16 protein-coding genes are annotated in these 18,011 nt (G+C 40.0%); 7 read left to right on the top strand and 9 right to left on the bottom strand.

Annotated elements, in window-relative coordinates:
- Nucleotides 1-30: 30 nt before the first annotated feature.
- The 4 genes from AC1Z3K_RS12550 (at nucleotide 31) to AC1Z3K_RS12535 (ending at nucleotide 4,356) form a co-directional block, all read left to right on the top strand.
- Complete coding sequence (locus AC1Z3K_RS12550) at nucleotides 31-1,695, top strand: hypothetical protein (RefSeq protein WP_461732887.1); 1,665 nt, start codon at nucleotides 31-33, stop codon at nucleotides 1,693-1,695.
- Nucleotides 1,696-2,061: 366 nt separating this feature from the next.
- Nucleotides 2,062-2,640, top strand: coding sequence for a WxL domain-containing protein (locus AC1Z3K_RS12545; RefSeq protein WP_426084290.1), 579 nt, complete (start codon nucleotides 2,062-2,064; stop codon nucleotides 2,638-2,640).
- 20 nt (nucleotides 2,641-2,660) lie between these two features.
- Entirely contained in the window at nucleotides 2,661-3,224 is a 564-nt protein-coding gene (locus AC1Z3K_RS12540; protein WP_426084291.1) for a hypothetical protein, read from the top strand.
- A 43-nt stretch (nucleotides 3,225-3,267) separates the two neighbouring features.
- Nucleotides 3,268-4,356 carry a WxLIP family cell surface protein gene (locus tag AC1Z3K_RS12535; protein ID WP_426084292.1) on the top strand — a complete coding sequence of 363 codons (1,089 nt, stop codon included), beginning with the start codon at nucleotides 3,268-3,270 and terminating at the stop codon, nucleotides 4,354-4,356.
- A gap of 377 nt (nucleotides 4,357-4,733) precedes the next feature.
- Here the strand turns inward: AC1Z3K_RS12535 and AC1Z3K_RS12530 are convergent, their stop codons facing one another.
- Nucleotides 4,734-5,240: a VanZ family protein gene (locus AC1Z3K_RS12530; RefSeq protein WP_426084293.1), complete on the bottom strand. Its 507-nt coding sequence runs from the start codon at nucleotides 5,238-5,240 to the stop codon at nucleotides 4,734-4,736.
- A 182-nt stretch (nucleotides 5,241-5,422) separates the two neighbouring features.
- Here AC1Z3K_RS12530 and AC1Z3K_RS12525 point away from each other — a divergent pair, with 182 nt between their 5' ends.
- A complete protein-coding gene (locus AC1Z3K_RS12525) occupies nucleotides 5,423-7,228 on the top strand; it encodes a M3 family oligoendopeptidase (RefSeq protein WP_426084294.1) in 1,806 nt (601 codons plus the stop codon).
- Nucleotides 7,229-7,328: 100 nt separating this feature from the next.
- Here the strand turns inward: AC1Z3K_RS12525 and AC1Z3K_RS12520 are convergent, their stop codons facing one another.
- From AC1Z3K_RS12520 to rpsO, 6 genes are all read right to left on the bottom strand, one after another.
- Nucleotides 7,329-8,645 carry a C40 family peptidase gene (locus AC1Z3K_RS12520; RefSeq protein WP_461732886.1) on the bottom strand — a complete coding sequence of 439 codons (1,317 nt, stop codon included), beginning with the start codon at nucleotides 8,643-8,645 and terminating at the stop codon, nucleotides 7,329-7,331.
- 198 nt (nucleotides 8,646-8,843) lie between these two features.
- Complete coding sequence (locus AC1Z3K_RS12515) at nucleotides 8,844-10,124, bottom strand: coiled-coil domain-containing protein (RefSeq protein ID WP_461732909.1); 1,281 nt, start codon at nucleotides 10,122-10,124, stop codon at nucleotides 8,844-8,846.
- Nucleotides 10,125-10,351: 227 nt separating this feature from the next.
- Nucleotides 10,352-10,861 carry a rod shape-determining protein MreD gene (gene mreD, locus AC1Z3K_RS12510; RefSeq protein ID WP_461732885.1) on the bottom strand — a complete coding sequence of 170 codons (510 nt, stop codon included), beginning with the start codon at nucleotides 10,859-10,861 and terminating at the stop codon, nucleotides 10,352-10,354.
- Nucleotides 10,858-11,718: a rod shape-determining protein MreC gene (gene mreC, locus AC1Z3K_RS12505; RefSeq protein ID WP_426084297.1), complete on the bottom strand. Its 861-nt coding sequence runs from the start codon at nucleotides 11,716-11,718 to the stop codon at nucleotides 10,858-10,860. Before mreC ends, mreD begins: the two co-directional genes overlap by 4 nt.
- Before the next feature lie 226 nt (nucleotides 11,719-11,944).
- Nucleotides 11,945-14,059: a polyribonucleotide nucleotidyltransferase gene (gene pnp, locus AC1Z3K_RS12500; protein ID WP_461732884.1), complete on the bottom strand. Its 2,115-nt coding sequence runs from the start codon at nucleotides 14,057-14,059 to the stop codon at nucleotides 11,945-11,947.
- Between the two features lie 261 nt (nucleotides 14,060-14,320).
- Nucleotides 14,321-14,590 (bottom strand): 30S ribosomal protein S15, encoded by a 270-nt coding sequence (rpsO, locus tag AC1Z3K_RS12495; protein WP_086349479.1) that lies wholly within the window; start codon nucleotides 14,588-14,590, stop codon nucleotides 14,321-14,323.
- 383 nt (nucleotides 14,591-14,973) lie between these two features.
- Here rpsO and def point away from each other — a divergent pair, with 383 nt between their 5' ends.
- On the top strand, nucleotides 14,974-15,537 hold the full coding sequence (def, locus tag AC1Z3K_RS12490) for a peptide deformylase (RefSeq protein ID WP_461732883.1): 564 nt from the start codon (nucleotides 14,974-14,976) through the stop codon (nucleotides 15,535-15,537).
- 92 nt (nucleotides 15,538-15,629) lie between these two features.
- Entirely contained in the window at nucleotides 15,630-15,839 is a 210-nt protein-coding gene (locus AC1Z3K_RS12485; RefSeq protein ID WP_426084300.1) for a hypothetical protein, read from the top strand.
- A gap of 54 nt (nucleotides 15,840-15,893) precedes the next feature.
- On the opposite strand, the gene AC1Z3K_RS12480 is transcribed toward AC1Z3K_RS12485, so the two are convergent.
- Nucleotides 15,894-17,315 (bottom strand): hypothetical protein, encoded by a 1,422-nt coding sequence (locus tag AC1Z3K_RS12480; protein ID WP_461732882.1) that lies wholly within the window; start codon nucleotides 17,313-17,315, stop codon nucleotides 15,894-15,896.
- Nucleotides 17,305-17,868 carry an RNA polymerase sigma factor gene (locus AC1Z3K_RS12475; RefSeq protein WP_426084302.1) on the bottom strand — a complete coding sequence of 188 codons (564 nt, stop codon included), beginning with the start codon at nucleotides 17,866-17,868 and terminating at the stop codon, nucleotides 17,305-17,307. The genes AC1Z3K_RS12480 and AC1Z3K_RS12475 overlap by 11 nt, the downstream gene beginning before the upstream one ends.
- Between the last annotated feature and the right edge of the window lie 143 nt (nucleotides 17,869-18,011).

Genomic DNA, 18,011 nt, shown 5'->3' with positions numbered 1-18,011 from the left:
TGCATTGCCGTGAGTTAGGAGGGGAATATATTGGAAAAAAAAAGGAAGAAGAAAAAGGGATACATCCAGAAATTATCCACTGGCTTTACCGTTTTGCTGTTATTATTATCTGTTTGTCTCTCTTGTTCTATTGTTTTTGCAGAAGCTTTGAATGAACAGCCAACAGAGCAGCCTGTAGAACCTGAAGGCACAGAAGCCACTGAAAGCTCAACCATAGAATCATCTTTTATAGAAGACAACAGCGAAAAAACACCTGAGAGTGGTCACGTAGAGGAAACAGAGCCAACAACAAAACCTGTAGAAGAAATACCAGAGACAACTTCGGAGTCAGGCGCAGAACAGGAAAAGATAACCATTCAAGAAAATGCTGAAGCAAAGACACCATACCTTTTGAGGCAAACAGCAGGATTAGCAAACAGCGTCGCGGTCATCCAAGGTGGGGTAAGTCAAGATATCACTCTGGAGGATCCTGATTTTAATCCATCATTAGTATATGCCAAAGCCGGAGATACGTTGAAGTTCACTTCTATTTTTACCCGTCCTGCAGATGTAGAGGTGAAGAGCTATACGATGACTTTTTCATTTAATAATCGTGGAAATTATCAACAAAGGGATAGTTCAAATTTATTACTAAGAAGAAGCTATCCGGGCTCTTCAGATAGAGATTTAGTAGATTATGTTTCTTGGATACCTAAAGGTTATGGTGCAGAAATAAACGTATATCGTTCAACTGGTCAAGATCCAATCAAAAGCGACATCCTTTTTACTTTTGAGCTGCAATTGAAAAGTAATTTTACAGGGTTTGATTTGATGAACTTTCAAACTGATTTATCTGTAGACTTGGAAACACTTGGAAGACAGCAATACTCAGATTCTTCCTATTATTGGCTTCATTTAAAGGATAACCAACCGACACAATTATCTTGGAACAAAGATTCATTGGAAGAAATGAAGGAAATTGATGCTCATGATGTCAGTACAACGCTGTCAGTGGCCTTCTATTGGAGTGATCCAGACAAGATGTCGGATTATTTACCCGATGGCTTTATCATGGAGGACGGTAATGGGTATGAATATATTGAGACTCGTGCAAACGACAATGTCAATTCCGGTACAATCATTATTTCACTGAATGCTTACCTTAAAAAGAAGCCTTACGGAAACAATTTCTTGACGATAAAGGCATACAAGGAAGATGGCGAAGGCAGAAAAACGATTATTTCAAATAAACTATTGCTGGATTTGACGGTGGTCGGCTCAGTTTCATGGATGAGTGTCACAGACAAAATCAACTGGACGATAACAGCGGGGCAAGATATGAGTATACCATTGGCAAGGACAGAGGATTTGACAGTCAACGTCAAAGATAGTCGCTCAGATAGTGATCGAGCTAGCAACCCATGGAAGCTGTCTGTTTCTACCATAAAAAATGGTTCAGAAGATTATCCCTTTTCACTGGTTTGGCAAGATACAGGCGAAACGCCAATAAACTTGGATAATACTGGAAGCATCGTCTACACATCCGGATCAGATTTGACGATACCTAACCCTGAACGACCTTTTGCTTTTCAAAAAAATTGGCAGATAGATGAAGGAATTCTTTTAAAGATAAATGATGCACCAAATATTGGCGAAATCTATGAAGAACCAATCACTGTAACTTGGACATTGGTTGATGTCAGCTCTGGGACATAGAAAGGGTGAGTAGTATGAAAATGCAACTAGGTAAGACGCTAATCACTGCATTACTTGTAATGCTCTTTATATGGCCTGTGTCATTTGCTTTGGGAACAGCACACGATGTCCATGAAGAACAAATACAGATTGAATTGATAGAAGGATTCACAGAAACTACTTCTACTGGAGAGAGTTCTTCCCAGAGCAGTTCCAAAGGGACACAACCTTCTAATCCTTCGTCCAGCAATAACAACGCAAAAAAGTCGTCAGGCAGCTTCTTGAAAGCTAACGAGTCTATTAGTTATTTAGGATCTTTTGTGGGGGGATTGCTGGTTATCTTCAGCCTATATTTTATAGTGAGACGACAAGGAGGGGGGAACAAACATGTGTAAAGTAGTATTTTTTATTTTCAGTCTTGTTTGTGTAGTTATACTGGCACCAATAACTGCATTTGCAGAAAAGAGCACAGCTGTGGAGATTTATCTGACGAAAAGCCAGTTGAGTCTGGTTGATGTTCAAAGCCCAACCTTCAGTCACCAGAAGTGGACAAGTGAAGAGCGAACGCTTACATCAAAAACAGATTTGTCAATTACCATCAAGGATAGTCGAACAGGAGGAAATTCAGCTTGGGCTCTCTATTATCGTTTGGATGCTTACCAAGAAAAGAACAGCCGATTATCGCTTGAACAGGCACGTACACATATTGGTCAAGGACAATTGACAAGTGCAGATAGAACGGTCACTTCTGATGAGTATCAAGCTTATCCCATTGATATGGAGGTGACGAACCAGACAGAGCAGTGTCTACTTAACCATATAAAAACGAATGAAAGTGGGCCGATTACGTACATTTATACAGTAAATAAAGACGATATTTCTCTGCAGTTGCCAAAAGGAATAAGGGCAGGAAGTTATACCGCACAGCAGATAATTACTTTAAGAGATTTACCAAAAAGCAATTAATGGTTATGGAGGAGATTAGGATGAGAAGTATCAAGTGGAAATTGATTAGTATATGTATGACGGGACTCTTTGTGACCTCGGTGCCGGCTTTTGCTACAAACGGCAGGACAGAGACCCACGTCACCGTGTTAGAAGGAACGAACCAGGGGATTCAGAATGTACCAGCTTCTTACTCCTTTTCAGGCACCTTTTCCCCAGGAGAAAGTATCTACACCTTGACGGGAATAGTTAGTGCCAATGAAAAGAACTATCTGGTAGAGGACTACACAGGGAAGTCTAAGAGCTGGAAATTGACAGCAACCGTTTCACCATTATCTGTGGCATCCATAGAGAGTGCGGAGGTAACTAGCTTAACGATTACACCTACAACAGGAAATCCAATCATATTAAGCTCAGGAACCGGTAATGGGAATCTGATTATGGAGAAAACAGCAACAAATTTTAATAACCAGGGGGAATATAAGCTGGAAGTTGCTAGTGTAGCGCTTGAAACAACAGCAATAGGGGATTACAAATTTGGGATTGGCGATGTCTTAACCGGCTCAATCACCTATACCTTGGTGGATACGATTCATCTCAACTAATTGGGATTGATTCCTATGAGCTATCAAGAAAGGGGATTACAGCGTGAAAAAAGCAATTAGTCTATCATTCAGATTATTGACTATAGGATTCGTGTCTATACTGTTGCTTTGTTTGGATGACCAGCTCGTGTTTGGGGAAGAAATTGGATTCAGCGTACAAGCAGACTTACCGGAAAATCAGCTAAATAAAGAGGTTTCTTATTATGATTTAAGAATGCAGCCAGGACAAAAACAGGAAATTCTTCTTCGTATTTCCAATACCTCTAATCAGGAACAAACTTATGAAATCAACGTAAATCAAGCATATACTAATAAAAATGGCTTTATTGATTATGAACAGAAGGATGTGGCAATAGATGATTCTCAGCAATATCCGCTGAAGGATATTGCTGTACACGACTCGGAAATCACTGTTCCCCCACAAACAAGTATCAACTTTCCCATTCAGCTGAATATGCCAGCTGCAGCCTTTGACGGTGAAATCCTTGGCGGTATCCAGGTACTGAAAAAGACAAAGGAAACGGAAGGGAAAATCGTGAACCGCTACGGCTATATTATAGGCTTGAGGTTAACAGAAACCGACACGCCTATCGAGCGCCGACTTGAGTTGAAGGATGTACGGGCAGAAAAAGCATTTGGCTCAACAGGAGTTGTAGCTGACATTCAGAATCCGGTCATGGAAGGGATTGGTCACTTAAAATATGAGTTGCTGATTAAAAATCATCAGAACAAAACGGTCAGAGAAAAAGTCTATGATAAGGAGATGTCGATTGCACCGAATTCCACTTACACCTTTGTGGTGGATTGGGAAAAGAAGCCGCTAGAAGCAGGCGAGTATCTATTTTATTTAACTATTTCTGATGCGAAGGGCAATCGCTGGAATTTTAAAAAGCCGTTTACAATCAGTGAAAAGGAAGCTAAAAAAGTGAATCAGGCACTAGTCCCCATAACACCTTCTTCGAATAGACCGTCCTGGCTATTTGTTCTATTAGGAATTTTGAGTGCTGGAGCTGTATTTCTCCTGTTCTTACAGCGGCAAAAAAAACTTACACAGCTGCAGCCGGTGATTACAGAGACAAATGATGGAGAAATGTCCAAAGCAGTTGAGGAGCAACCTGAAACGAAGATATAACCCAGGGAGAGGACAGCACCTACCTCATTTCTCGAAAGTAATCAAGCCTGTTTAGAAGGAACAGCGGCAATCTCCACACTATAATCCTAAGGTTGAATGGCCGTTTTACAAGAGCCGTACTATGGAAAGAAATTAGATAAGTCTCTCACCCCTAAATAAATAGAAATAGAGTGACCTTGTGTGTTTCTCTGTGCTGTTTTACCAAAGCATTGGATTTGCATTCTGATATTCTATTTGTAATCCAGCCAATAATTTATCATTCATTGATTCACTTCAACATTTTTATACAAACTTTTTTAACTACATTCGTTGGCCACATCTAAACAGGATAACGGCAGTCACTCTCCTCGAGGATTTCCGTTATCTTTATTCATTTACTATACCTTCTTTTTGGCGCCCTTAAATGCAAGAATTATCCAGCTCAACAGAATTGCCAGCAAGGCACCTACTGAATCCAATGCAACATCTTGAAACAGCGGTGAACGCCCCCCTGTAATCATCTGATGGATTTCATCTAATCCAGCATATCCTGTAGCCGCCAACCAAGCGACAACTCCAGTCAACCCCAGCTGATTGATTCTCGGTTTTAATCCTAAAAACCAACTGCCGCCCAAAAGAAAATAGGTGCCCAAATGAGCCCCCTTACGGACAAAAAATTCAATAAAGCTGAAATAGCCTCTCGCTTGAATACTAACCTCTTCCCCTGCATAAGCAAACGAAATCCCGCTTAATTGTTCTTTGAAAGGCTGACTTGCCAGCCATCGTTCTAAAAAATCAAGCTGTGATTGCTCCGCATAGGTTTGAGAAGAGCTATAAAATAAAATAGCCATAATTATAAATGCTACAACTAAATATAGATTACTATTTTTCAATAAACCTTTCATTTCATCACCTCATCTCCTTATAGTAGCCTTTTTTAAGATAACAGACAATATTTTTTAACATTTTTTATTAATCTTAATAGTCGTTGTTTACTCGTCTAGCTATTCCCTTAATCCATCAACTGAAAAAATAAAGGTTTTAAGCTATAATAATGAGTATCTGAAAAAAGAAAGCAGGTTAATTTATGACGTATTCACTAGTTTGGGATTTAGAGAGTATCTTCCCAGGAGGCAACTCTTCCAGCCAACTGATTGAACGAATGGAAAAAATAAAAAAAGATTCAGCTATTTATCAAAAAGCTGTTCAGGAATGGGACTTTTCTAGTCCGAAAGCCGCTCAAGAGCTTGCTTCTATTATCCAGCTCATGGAAAAGATCACTGATGGATTTATGCAGTGCAGCAGCTTTATTGAAGCTCTCCTGTCATCTCAAACAGACGATAGTACAGCCAAAGTTCTGCTAGGCTCTCTTAATAGTTTACTTCCTGCTATCCAGCTTGGGGAAACACTGTTGAAGAAGAAATTTTCTGAAATCAATGAGAACAACTGGCAGGAGCTTCTTGCTCAGGAATCACTGAATCAGTTGGCTTTTCGCTTAAATGAGTTTAGAAGAGAAGGCAGTTCTCTGCTATCTGAAAATGAAGAAAATATTATCAACACACTCTCATTGGATGGGCTAAATGCTTGGAGCACTCATTACGACACAATTGTTTCTACAATCACCATTCCACTAGTAGAAAATGACGGCTCCATAACTGAACTGTCTGCTGGTCAGGCATTTAATCGAATGACTAGTGATCCTGATTCTAACATTCGAGCAAAACTATTCGATGCTTGGGAGAAGGCCTGGGCAGCAAATGCTTCTGTGCTGGCTGACACCTTGAATCACTTAGACGGCTTTCGGCTAAACACTTATGCACTTCACGGCATGAATGATTTCTTAGAAGAACCTTTGCGCTATAATCGAATGAAGAAAGAAACACTAGATACTATGTGGCAGGTTGTCACTGATAATAAACAAATAGTTGTCGATTATCTCACCAGAAAAGCTCAATTGTTCGGAAAAGAAAAGATGGACTGGCAGGATCAAGATGCACCAGTTATCTTGGGAGATTTAAAAGAAAGAGTCTATACATTTGATGAGGCGGCTGCATTTATCCTGACTAACTTCAATCATTTTAGTCCAAAAATGGCTCAGTTCGCCCGTTCGGCTTTTGAAAATAGCTGGATTGAAGCAGAAGACCGCCCAGGAAAAAGACCGGGAGGTTATTGCACTGAATTGCCAGAGACCAAAGAATCACGAATATTTATGACCTTTGGCGGTTCTGTTAACGAAGTGGCTACTTTAGCCCATGAATTAGGACATGCATTTCACAGCAGTGTTCTTTGGGACTTACCCGCTCTCAACCGTGATTATGCAATGAACGTTGCTGAAACAGCCAGTACTTTCGCTGAATTAATTGTTGCCGATGCCTCCTTAAACGCTGCTGAGACTGAAGTGGAACGGATTAATTTATTGGATGCAAAACTACAAAATGCCAATGCCATGTTTATGAATATTCACGCCCGCTTCATTTTCGAAACGAATTTCTACAAAGAGAGACAACAAGCTTTACTGACAGCCGAACGTATTACTGAATTAATGACTAATGCACAAAACGAGAGCTATCAGGATGCTCTTGGCACCTATCACCCACATTTTTGGGCCAGCAAGCTGCACTTTTTCATTGATGATGTACCTTTTTATAATTTTCCATATACTTTTGGCTATCTTTTCAGTATGGGAATCTACGCCTTTGCTAAAAACCAAAGCCTAGGTTTCGAAGACAGCTATATTGCTTTACTTAGAGATACAGCTGCTATGACAGCTGAAGAGTTAGCTGAAAAACATTTAGCAGTTGATTTAACAAAACCAGATTTCTGGCAAGCTGGTGTTAATTTAGTTACTGATGACATCAAAGAGTTTTTACGCTTAACAGAAAAATATATTTAAAGATAAATATGCTTGTGATTTTTATAGTGATTTAATATCTTTTACAGTATAAAAAAAGAACTGGAATTTCTATTCCAGTTCTTTTGATTATTTACATAAATTACATACGTACTGCAAAGCTTGGTGCCCATCCAGCAACAGAATCAACTCGAACACCCTGCGAAGGATTCGCAGCATGAACAAAGCTTCCATTACCTAATGCAATAGCTACGTGATAAGATGCTCCTGGAGAACCCCAGAAATACAAATCTCCTGCTTGTGCCTCTCCAACAGATATACGTGTACCTGCGCTTTCTTGTGCTACTGTATATCCACCAACATTACGACCCTGAGCAGTCATAAATGCATAGTATACTAAACCAGAACAGTCGAATGAATCTGGACCTTTAGCTCCCCAAACATATGGCTTACTTTCTTGAGCCAATGCAATAGCAACTGCTGACCCCCCAGTTGCTGGAGGTGCAGGCGTTGGATCTGGAACAGGTGTTGGTGTCGGCTCTGGCGTCGGTGTTGGTTCCGGCGTAGGAGTCGGTGTTGGTTCTGGTGTCGGTGTTGGCGTCGTATTTCCTTGATTAGGCTCTTCCGAACTTCCCGGTGTTTCTTGAACATCAGAATTTGGTGTTTCACTACTTTGATTAGTCTGTTCTTCTGATGACACAGGCGACGTAACTGCAGCTTCTACTGCTGCTTGTGCCGCTGCATCTTTGGAAGCCTGTTCTTGTTGAGCAATTAATGCACGCTGCGCTTCTGCTTCTGCTTTTTGCTGTGCAAATGAAGCTTTTTGGTCTTCAGCAGTAGCTCTTTCAGCTGCCAGCCCACTTTGTAGAACTTCCAAGTCTAATTGAGATTTGATAATTTCGCCTTTTTGAGCTTCTAACTCGACTTGATTATCAATAATCTGTTGCAGTTTTTGATCATTTTCAGCTTTTTTCGCTTCAACAGCTTCTTGATCAGCTTTTTGCTGCTGTACTAAATCAGTATTCGCCTGAACAATTGTTGTCATCGCCTGAACACGAGTAATCGCATCAGAAAATGAGTCAGCAGAAAGAATTGCATCCATATAACTTGTTGCATTTCCGTTTACTTGAACGTCACGAGCTTGATCTTGAATCGCACGCTCGCGTTTTTCAATACGTGTTGTCAACACTGCAATTTCATCTTCTAAAGCTGTTGATTGATCTCTTAATTCTGTCTGCTGAGTTTGCAATGCATCAGACTGCATTACAATCCCTGCAATTTCATTTTGTAATGAAGCAATCTGTGTTTGTACAGTTGCCTGTTGGTTTTTTATTCCATCGATTTTTTCATCTTGTTGTTGGATTTGCGTGTCTACATCGTCTGCCAATACTGGTACGGCTCCGACGGTTGACAGTACTAATGAACTTAGCATTAGCATTGGGATTACACGTTTTTTCACTATTCATTCCTCCGACAAATTATTTAAACTTATAAATTAACAGTAGATAAATTCTTTTTAAATTAATGACTCCATCAGTTTAACATATCCCTATGTCATAGAGATAATAGAGACATTACAAAAGTATTTCAAATCCAAAAGAAAAAATACTGCAGACATGTAATCATTCTACAGTATTTTTATTGTAAAATACATTATTTACCCTGGAAAACGCCAAACCACTGCTCTAAAGCTTGACGGCGGTGCTGGTGCCCAGCCTTTTGTTGTGGAAACAAATCCAGACCCACCAGGATTATTCGCTTCAACAATTTGGACAACTCCGTTTTCCACACCAACAACTAAGACCGTGTGAACGCCGCCTATCCAGCCTGACGGAGTAAAGATATTTTCATATTGAACAACATCTCCCGGCTGAACCTGGCCCCATGATACTTGTGTTGCACCAGAAGCAACATATCCGCTGTGAGGATCGCCGACAGCAAAATTAATCCCTCCGGCATTTAACCAGCGACGTACAGAAACTAGACATTCCCCTTGCGCACCCCAGCCTGTCGGATAACTATTACCGACATCATTAAGCGCTGCACTGATTGCTGCCTGCTTCGCTTTAGATACTTCTCCTGCACTTCCTGGAATTGATGTGTCATTATTGCTGTTTCCAGCATTATTATTCGAATTATTTTCCTGAACAGGAGGTGTATCGATTTCTGTTGTCGTTCCATCTTCTTCGACAACGTTTGTCGTCGGTGTACTTGCTAATATTTCCTGAGCAAGCCGTTCCGCTTCTTCCTGTTTTTTCCGCTGCGCTTCTTTTTCAGCAGCTAGTTTTTTCTCTGCTGCTTCCTTTTGCGCAATAAATTCGGATTTTTTGCTTTCTTCTGTTGCACGCTGTGCTTCCAGTTCGTTCTTAGCAATCTCCTGTTGAATCTTCAATGTATCTAAAGAAGCCTGTTTAGCGTTTAAATCATTTGTTGCTTTTTCCAGGGCCGCAATCTGACCTTCAACAACAACTGTTTTATCTTCAACAGTTTCTTTGTCAATTGTTTGCTGTTCTAAAAGATCATTATTCGCATTAACCAAGGTTGTTAACCCTTGCACGCGCGTCAATGCATCTGAAATAGACTCTGAATTCAAAAGAACCTCTAGATAGCTAGTTCCATTCCCACTAACCTGTACATCTCTAGCCTGCTTTTGCATTTGGACGTCTCTCTTTTGAATGCGGACATTCAAGTCAGAAATTTCATTGTACAACGCTTTAATTTCATCAGTCAGTGTACTTTTAGTCTCAGTCAGCTCATCCACTTTAGCAGCAATTTCCAACATTTCATCTTCTATTGCTGACAATGCCGCTTCTGCCTCTTGTTCCTTCGTCTTTAAGTCATTAATTTTTTGATCTTGCTCTTTGATTTGAGAATCGTAGTCTGTTGCTTCCACAGCTACTGGCAGGCTGACAGCAGTCAGTGCCAATGAACAAACCATTAATGTTGATAAAAACTTCTTCTTCACTAATTTATTCCTCCGGTTTTGCAAATCTATAATTTCATAATTATTTACACAAATCTTAACTTTCACTTTTTATAACATTGAAATTGTAACATAGATTTGTGTCATATACATAAAGATAATGTTACAAAACCATTTCAAGACCAATTATAAAATAACGCTTATTATGTATGTCCACCAATTATAAATAACAAAAAAAGAGGCTACGTTGTAGAAAACAGCCTCTTCATTGGGTAAAATAATAACACAAATATCAACATATTAAACAGGAGTGTTGGTCCCAGCACTCTTGTGATGAACAAAACCGGCCCTACCTTAGATAAATGAAAAATCACCTGTAGAGCAACTGCAATCAGCTCATAGCTAGTAACAAATATAACCATTCCAAAAAACGCCGTAGGAATATTGGTCTCTAAAATCCCCTGAAAAGTATACATTAGCATAACTGTTGCTACAAGAGCTACAGTATAAATTCCTAATATGCCCAAATAATAACTATCACAAATCAACCCTAGGATTAACGCACTGATAATTACATAACTCTTTGAGAGATTGGGAATCATTGTTAAATAAGCAAGTAGTAATAAATGAGTACTTGGAAAATAAACGTTATCTAAAAGATTTTCAGCCCCCACAGACAGCTGTCCGTCCAGCAGCAGCAAGAAAAACAAAATAACTGGAGCAAAATATTTTATTTTCTCTTTTGGAATCATTCATTTCCCCCTGCCGATCTTTGAATAATAGTTACAACATTTATATCATACATATCCGCAAATGGTTTAACGTATATTTCACGATCCAGTCCGTAATGATCCGGCTCGATTTTTTCTACTGTTCCTATCGGAAGATTTGCTGGAGAGTTTCCACCTAAACCAGATGTCTGCACAATATCACCGACCTTGATTTCAGCCTCGCCAGTCAATTGTGTAGCAACCATCGCCTGTTCTTTTTCGTCGTATTCTTTTAGTAACCCATAAGAATCGCCGCCTTCGCTGCTTACACGCGCAGGAAAATGGTTAGAGTTTTGATTTTTCGATGTCAACAGCTCTACTTTGGAAGAGAAACCATTCACTTCGATCACCCGACCGACTAACCCTTTTTGAGACATAACAGCCATATTAACTTCGATTCCATCATTACTCCCCTTATCAACAACCATCAAATCCTGCCAGCTGTCCGGCGAGCGAGTAATAACATTGGCAGTTACCTTCTTATAGTTCGTCAATGTTTCATTCAGACCTAATTCGGCTTTAAGAGCGTCTATTTCTTTCTGGTAGTTTTGATTTTGGATAGCCAGCTCGTTGTAACTGTCAATTTTTTCTTTTAGCTTCTGGTTTTCATCATATGTATTGAAAAGGTTTGTTAGTGAAGATAGACTTCCAGCAACTGCTTTAGCAGGTGCGGAAAACATTTTATCGATAACGCCGACACCGTCATTTACGGCAGACTGAACAGCATTTGTTTTCCCATTGGAATTACGCTGAGCTGCAGTCACACTGATAATGGCAACAACAATAATGACTAATATCAATGTAATAATAATATTTTTATTTGGATTAAATTTTTTCACAATGACACCTCAGATAGTCTTCAAACTGATAGCCTTAATTTTACCACTATTTAGATTTAAACAAAAGAGCAGCAGTTGCTCTTTAACTTTTTTTATCAATTTTATTTTTGTAAAAAAACGAAGGAGCCGACTAATTCTTTCTCCAGCTCACAACGTTTTTCTACAAATGAGTTCTTGTATAAAAATCTGAGTCTGGAACCCTGCTGCTATCCCAGACTCGATCTGCTTATTTCTCTTTATTTTCGTCGCTTAGCATTGCTTTCCTTGACGCATTTACACGTCCTTGCTTATCGATTTCCGTTACTTTGACCAGAACCTCATCACCTAGCTTCACAACATCTTCCACTTGGTTTACCCGTTCGTTGGCAAGCTGAGAAATATGAACCAGAGCATCTTTTCCTTTAATCAGGTTTACAAATGCACCAAATTTTTCAATACGGACAACTTTTCCAAGATAAACTTGCCCTACTTCTACTTCTTTTGTCAGTTCTTCAATAATCTTGATTGCTTTTTGAATCATTTCTGCATCTGCTGAAGCAATACTCACATTACCTTCTTGATCGATATCAATCTTAACACCAGTCTCGTCGATAATGCCATTGATTGTTTCGCCGCCTTTACCAATTACATCCTTGATCTTGGCAGGTTTGATTTGAATCATTTCAATCTTCGGTGCATACTGGCTTAATTCTTCACGAGGCGCACTCAGTGTAGAAGTCAGCTCCGCCAAAATTTCCATACGGGCTTTTTTCGCCTGAGTTAAAGCTTCTGTTAGAATTTGTTCAGTAATACCCTGAATTTTAATATCCATCTGTAAAGCGGTAATACCGTCTTTTGTTCCAGCAACTTTAAAGTCCATATCACCAAGGTGATCTTCCAGCCCTTGAATATCAGTCAAAATAGTGTAGTTTTCACCGTCACTTACTAGACCCATTGCGATCCCTGCTACAGGAGCTTTGATTGGCACACCAGCATCCATAAGAGCAAGAATACCTGCACAAATACTAGCTTGTGAAGAAGAACCATTTGATTCTAATACTTCTGACACAACACGAATTGTGTAAGGGAAGTCTGTTTCGTTAGGAATTACCTGAGCCATTGCTCGTTCACCTAAAGCTCCATGCCCAATTTCACGGCGTCCCGGCGAACCTGCGCGTCCTGTTGATCCAACAGAAAACTGCGGGAAATTATAATGATGAATAAATCGTTTGCTGTCTTCGATACCTAGACCATCAATAATTTGATGTTCTCCAAGTGGTGCTAATGTACAGACAGATAAAGCCTGTGTCTGCCCTCTGGTGAACAAACCAGAACCGTGCACTCTTGGTAAAATCCCAACTTCAGATGCCAACGGACGAATCTCATCCAATTTACGTCCGTCTGGACGAATTTTGTCAATCGTAATTAATTCACGAACAACGTCCTTCTCCAAATCTTCAGCAATTTGCTTCACTTCTTTTGTAATACGGTCGCTTTCTTCAGAATCCGCGTATTTTTCTGCGTAAACTTCTTTAACCTGATCTTTAACTGCATCGATATTATCTTCACGTGCAAGTTTTTCTTCTGTCATTACAGCGGTTTTCATTGTTTGATAATAACCATCGAATATTTCTTTTTTCAGCTCAGCATCTACTTGTAGAAGCTGGATATCCATTTTGGGTTTACCAACTGCAGCAACGATTTCTTCTTGGAAAGCAACCAGTTCTTTGATTGATTCAAAACCAAACAGCAAAGCACCAAGCATATCCTCTTCAGATACCTCTTTCGCACCGCTTTCCACCATGTTGATCGCTTTTTTAGTTCCAGCTACAGTTAATTCGATATCAGTATTTTCAGCTTGTTCAACTGTTGGATTCAATACATACTCGCCATTTACACGGCCAACATCAACCCCAGCAATCGGACCGTCAAACGGAATATCTGAAATTGCCAGCGCAAGAGAGGAACCAAACATTGCAGCCATCTCAGGTGTGCAGTCTTGTTCCACACTCATCACAGTATTGGTAATCTGCACTTCATTTCGGAAGCCATCCGCAAACATGGGACGAATTGGACGGTCAATCAAACGAGCTGTTAATGTTGCACGCTCACTGGGACGTCCTTCACGTTTGATAAAACCGCCAGGAATTTTTCCTACAGCGTACATTTTCTCTTCATAATTGACAGTAAGCGGAAAAAAGTCAAAATCTCTGGCATCTTTTGAAGCAACTGCTGCACTTAATACTACAGTATCGCCATAACGAACCAAGACTGCTCCATTTGCCTGTTTTGCCAATTGACCGATTTCAACCTGCAGCGGACGTCCGCCCCAAGTCATCTTAAATACTTGTTTCTCTGACATATAAGTCTCCTTCTTGCCCTTTGAAAAGCGAGACGCTACTAAACAAATGAAAAAATCCAAATGGATTGAATCCTTTCATTTGGTTAGTAGAGTTTTGACTAACTTTTCAAAGTGCTGTTTTATTTTTTCAGCTTCAGTAACAAAGCCTTGTTTCCATTTTGTCTTGCCGGATACGCTTTTGCTTAGTGCAAAAACTACTTGGTCCTGCCATCCAATAGCAAAAAAGTGAGATTCTGGTGAATCTCACTTTCGCATGTTTGATTAACGACGTAATCCTAAGCGTTGAATCAGTTCACGGTAGCGTTGGATGTCAGTTTTACGTAAGTAAGCTAACAAGTTACGACGGTGACCGATTTTTTTCATTAGTCCACGATAAGAATGGTGATCTTTTTTGTGTACGCGTGCATGTTCATTCAGGTGATTGATATCAGCAGTCAATACAGCGATTTGTACTTCTGGTGAACCAGTATCTCCTTCATGACGAGCGTATTCGCTAATGATTTGGTTTTTCTGTTCTTTAGACATTGCCATGTGTTCCACCTCTTTCTATAATTGTCACCCTATTACTGAGTAAAGCGTTGGTGATTCGTCAAACCAAGTAATAGGCGGTGTGTTTCCACACAGAATATACTTTACAGGATAGCGTATTAAAAAGCAAGATAAAGCTTAGCATACTCCCTGTTTTTATATAGAAAACTCCCCATTTTTCTAATTTTTGTGATACACTTAATTACGCAAAATAATCCATAATGGAACAACGGCAGATTTGTGCCCGAATTCCTTAAAACCAAATAGACGGTGCTTCAGAAGCACTCTTTTAAAAGGGCAGCGGAAATCCAGTAAAACAGTAGCCCGCTAAGCCCATTGCTTCTGTAGCAGCCTCGTTTCCATTTATAGAAGGAGGAATTATCCTAGTGATTACCATGAAAGATATTATTCGAGAAGGACATCCAACACTGAGAAAGGTGGCAGAAGAAGTGACTTTCCCTTTAGCTCAAAAGGATATTGAGCTTGGGGAAGAAATGATGACCTTTTTAAAAAACAGTCAGGATCCGGAAAAAGCAGAAGAGCTTCAGCTGCGGGGAGGCGTTGGTCTGGCTGCCCCTCAATTGGATATCTCTAAAAGAATAATTGCTGTTCACGTTCCCAGCGGTGATTTAGAAAATCCGGAACCCGTTTTAAGTGCTGTTATGTACAATCCGAAAATTATCAGTCATTCTGTTCAGGATGCATGCCTGTCAGATGGCGAAGGCTGCCTGTCGGTAGACCGGGAAGTGCCCGGCTACGTGGTTCGACATAGCCGCATCACTCTTACATACTATGATGCAGCTGGAGAAAAACAGAAAAAACGCTTAAAAAACTACGAAGCAATCGTTGTTCAGCATGAAATCGATCACTTGAACGGTATTATGTTCTACGATCATATCAACGCAGACAACCCTTACAGTCTTAAAGACGGCGTTTTGGTGATTGAGTAGCTTTCAGCTTCAGCACTAAAAGACAAAATTTCCAACGTTTTTCTTAAAAAGGAGTATACTAATCGTGTGTTATCACGAAAGGAATGAGAATCATGTTGGAAATCCATTATTTGCTGACAAGCAATGATACAAGTGAAAATGTAAAAATCTATGAGAAAGCCGCTGATTTCGTAGCTGCTCAACAGCGAGAAGTACCCGATTTAGAAGATTACTATAAAGTGACCCAGGTACTGCTTGACAATCAAGAACTTCCTTTAGAAGAAGCAACCATCTTCGGATTGTTTAATACATTGAATAAATGAAAAAAACAGAGCTGTGTTAGGCTTTTTCCCTAACATTGCTCTGTTTTTTTATTTCTATTTTTTCGAAAGCTCCGTCCCATTGATGCTGACTTTTTCTATATTTTCCAACTCCAAATAGCTGCCAGAAACCTGAATGCTGGTTTTTTTTCCTTCACTACCGGATGTCATCATACCATCCTTAAGATAGTCCAGTGTTGTTCCATCCTTCATTTGAATGTTAATCTGCCAGTCTGAATCATAGCTCTCCGACATATCCACAGTACATTCAAAGCTAAGGCTAAGCGGTGATAGTTTGATATTTTTCAGCTTTATTTTCTTACCATCTACAACCACATCTGCATCCTGCAAATCAGTAGTCGGAAGCGCCTGCGGCTCAGCCAGCTTAATCGCCCATTCCCCTGACTGCTGAATCTCGTGACCCATCCCATCAATCCGCACATCATATTCTGAAAGCTGTTCGGCAGAGATATCAAATATCAGCTCTTCATAATCTGTTCGACCTGTTTGATTATTATGCGTGCCTTCATCTACTTGAAAGCTGGCCATAGAATGCTTTTCTTCACCTGTTTTCCGATTAATTAATACAATAAAGGCGTATTCTCTTTTTATATGGTTTGGATATTTAATCTGAACATGCAGAAAATCGTCTTTGTATGCCGCGTTCGTCAAAACAACCTCTTGCTCTTCATCCAGCACTACATTCATTTCCAGCGGTTTCAGCCCTACTTTGTTCAACTCATCCCACGTCAAATTGTATTTTTCCATCAGTACAGGGTCAGAACCGCCTCCTTGACCATCCTGCTTAGAAATATCGATCCAAGCAGCTTGCTGATTAATATGATCTGATAGTTTGACTGGGCTCATTGTTTGCTTCTCCCAGCGCCCGGACAAAATTGATTCCAGCAAAAAGCCCGGAGTTGAAGCTGAACCGTCAAACGTGGCAATTGCTGTTGTTAGAATGGTTGCTGTTTTTGTTTTTTCATCATAATTAATAACCCGACTATTCCCACCACCGTTCATCTGCCAGCGATCAATCATTGTTTCCCCATCTAAACGGTCACCGGTCAAGTCAGTCAGTTCTGAAAGAAAATAGGTTGTACCGCCATCCTTAAATGCCGACACCGCAGTCAGACGCAGCCCCTGATCCTCTACCGAAGCATCCAGTTTATCTGTATTCAACAGCAGTTTGTCTGCATCGCTGCCAAACAATTGGTAGTATGTTCTTTTTAGCGTACCCAATTGAGTAAAGCCAACTAGTAATAAAACCAGTGCTGCAGCCGCAAAAATCAAACCCTTTTGCCATTTTTTTGTATTTGAAAGCTTTTTTATAGATGTATTTCCTGTTTTCTCTTCAAACCTTCGACTAATTGCCTGTAGATTTTCTTCTGAAAACGGTTGGGTATATTCTAAAAAATCATCCAGCTGTTCCTCAGTCAAATACTCCAACGGTACATCATGCTTCTTTTTAGTTTCCATACTCAGCCACCTCTTTCAAAAAATTTTCTTCTTCCAGCAACCGCTTCAGCCTTTTCTTCCCTCTGTATAAGCAATTGTCTACTTCCTTCGCTGGAAGCCGCATCACATCACGAATCGTTTGCGGCTTCTCTTCATAAAAGTAACGACGAATCATGATTTCTCTAGTAGGCTCATCCAGTGTGCGAATGGCATCATACAATGCCTGCCATTCTTCTTCCCTGCTCATCCTCAGTTCGCTGGCCGGTTCTTCTGCTTCTTCCAGTTGAATCATCTTTTTTTGATTCTTCTTCACTTTATTCAATGCCAAGCTACGGGCAATCACAGCCAGATAGCTTTTCAGCGATCCCTTCTCCGGCTGATATTTTTCCGGATGCTGCCACAAGCGGACAAATGTATCGCTGACCACTTCTTCAATATCCATTACAGCTGAGCCGTTTTTACTCGTTATTACTGTGGAAGCGACTGCCCACAGCAGCTTTGAATATTGCTGAATAAGCCTTTGATATACCGCTTCATCACGATTTAACAACCCAATATACACTTCTTCTTCCATTTCATCACCTCTTTTTTTATCGTTCACTATTAATACAATCAAAAACTGAGAATTCCTCACTTTTTTATATTTTTATCAAAAAAATTAGGAGCTTCCTATTTCTGGCGAACGATATTCACTATTACCAATTCCCTTATTTTGAA

This window comes from Enterococcus sp. LJL128, from assembly GCF_056924295.1.
The sequence above is the reverse complement of the archived record's forward strand: the minus strand, read 5'-3'. Positions and strand labels throughout refer to the sequence as shown.

Coding starts and splice junctions, on each gene's coding strand:
- AC1Z3K_RS12545 (WP_426084290.1), top strand. CDS start 2,062: ATGTGTAAAGTAGTATTTTTTATTTTCAGTCTTGTTTGTGTAGTTATA.
- AC1Z3K_RS12540 (WP_426084291.1), top strand. CDS start 2,661: ATGAGAAGTATCAAGTGGAAATTGATTAGTATATGTATGACGGGACTC.
- AC1Z3K_RS12530 (WP_426084293.1), bottom strand. CDS start 5,240: ATGAAAGGTTTATTGAAAAATAGTAATCTATATTTAGTTGTAGCATTT.
- AC1Z3K_RS12525 (WP_426084294.1), top strand. CDS start 5,423: ATGACGTATTCACTAGTTTGGGATTTAGAGAGTATCTTCCCAGGAGGC.
- AC1Z3K_RS12515 (WP_461732909.1), bottom strand. CDS start 10,124: ATGGTTTGTTCATTGGCACTGACTGCTGTCAGCCTGCCAGTAGCTGTG.
- mreD (WP_461732885.1), bottom strand. CDS start 10,861: ATGATTCCAAAAGAGAAAATAAAATATTTTGCTCCAGTTATTTTGTTT.
- pnp (WP_461732884.1), bottom strand. CDS start 14,059: ATGTCAGAGAAACAAGTATTTAAGATGACTTGGGGCGGACGTCCGCTG.
- rpsO (WP_086349479.1), bottom strand. CDS start 14,590: ATGGCAATGTCTAAAGAACAGAAAAACCAAATCATTAGCGAATACGCT.
- AC1Z3K_RS12485 (WP_426084300.1), top strand. CDS start 15,630: ATGTTGGAAATCCATTATTTGCTGACAAGCAATGATACAAGTGAAAAT.
- AC1Z3K_RS12480 (WP_461732882.1), bottom strand. CDS start 17,315: ATGGAAACTAAAAAGAAGCATGATGTACCGTTGGAGTATTTGACTGAG.
- AC1Z3K_RS12475 (WP_426084302.1), bottom strand. CDS start 17,868: ATGGAAGAAGAAGTGTATATTGGGTTGTTAAATCGTGATGAAGCGGTA.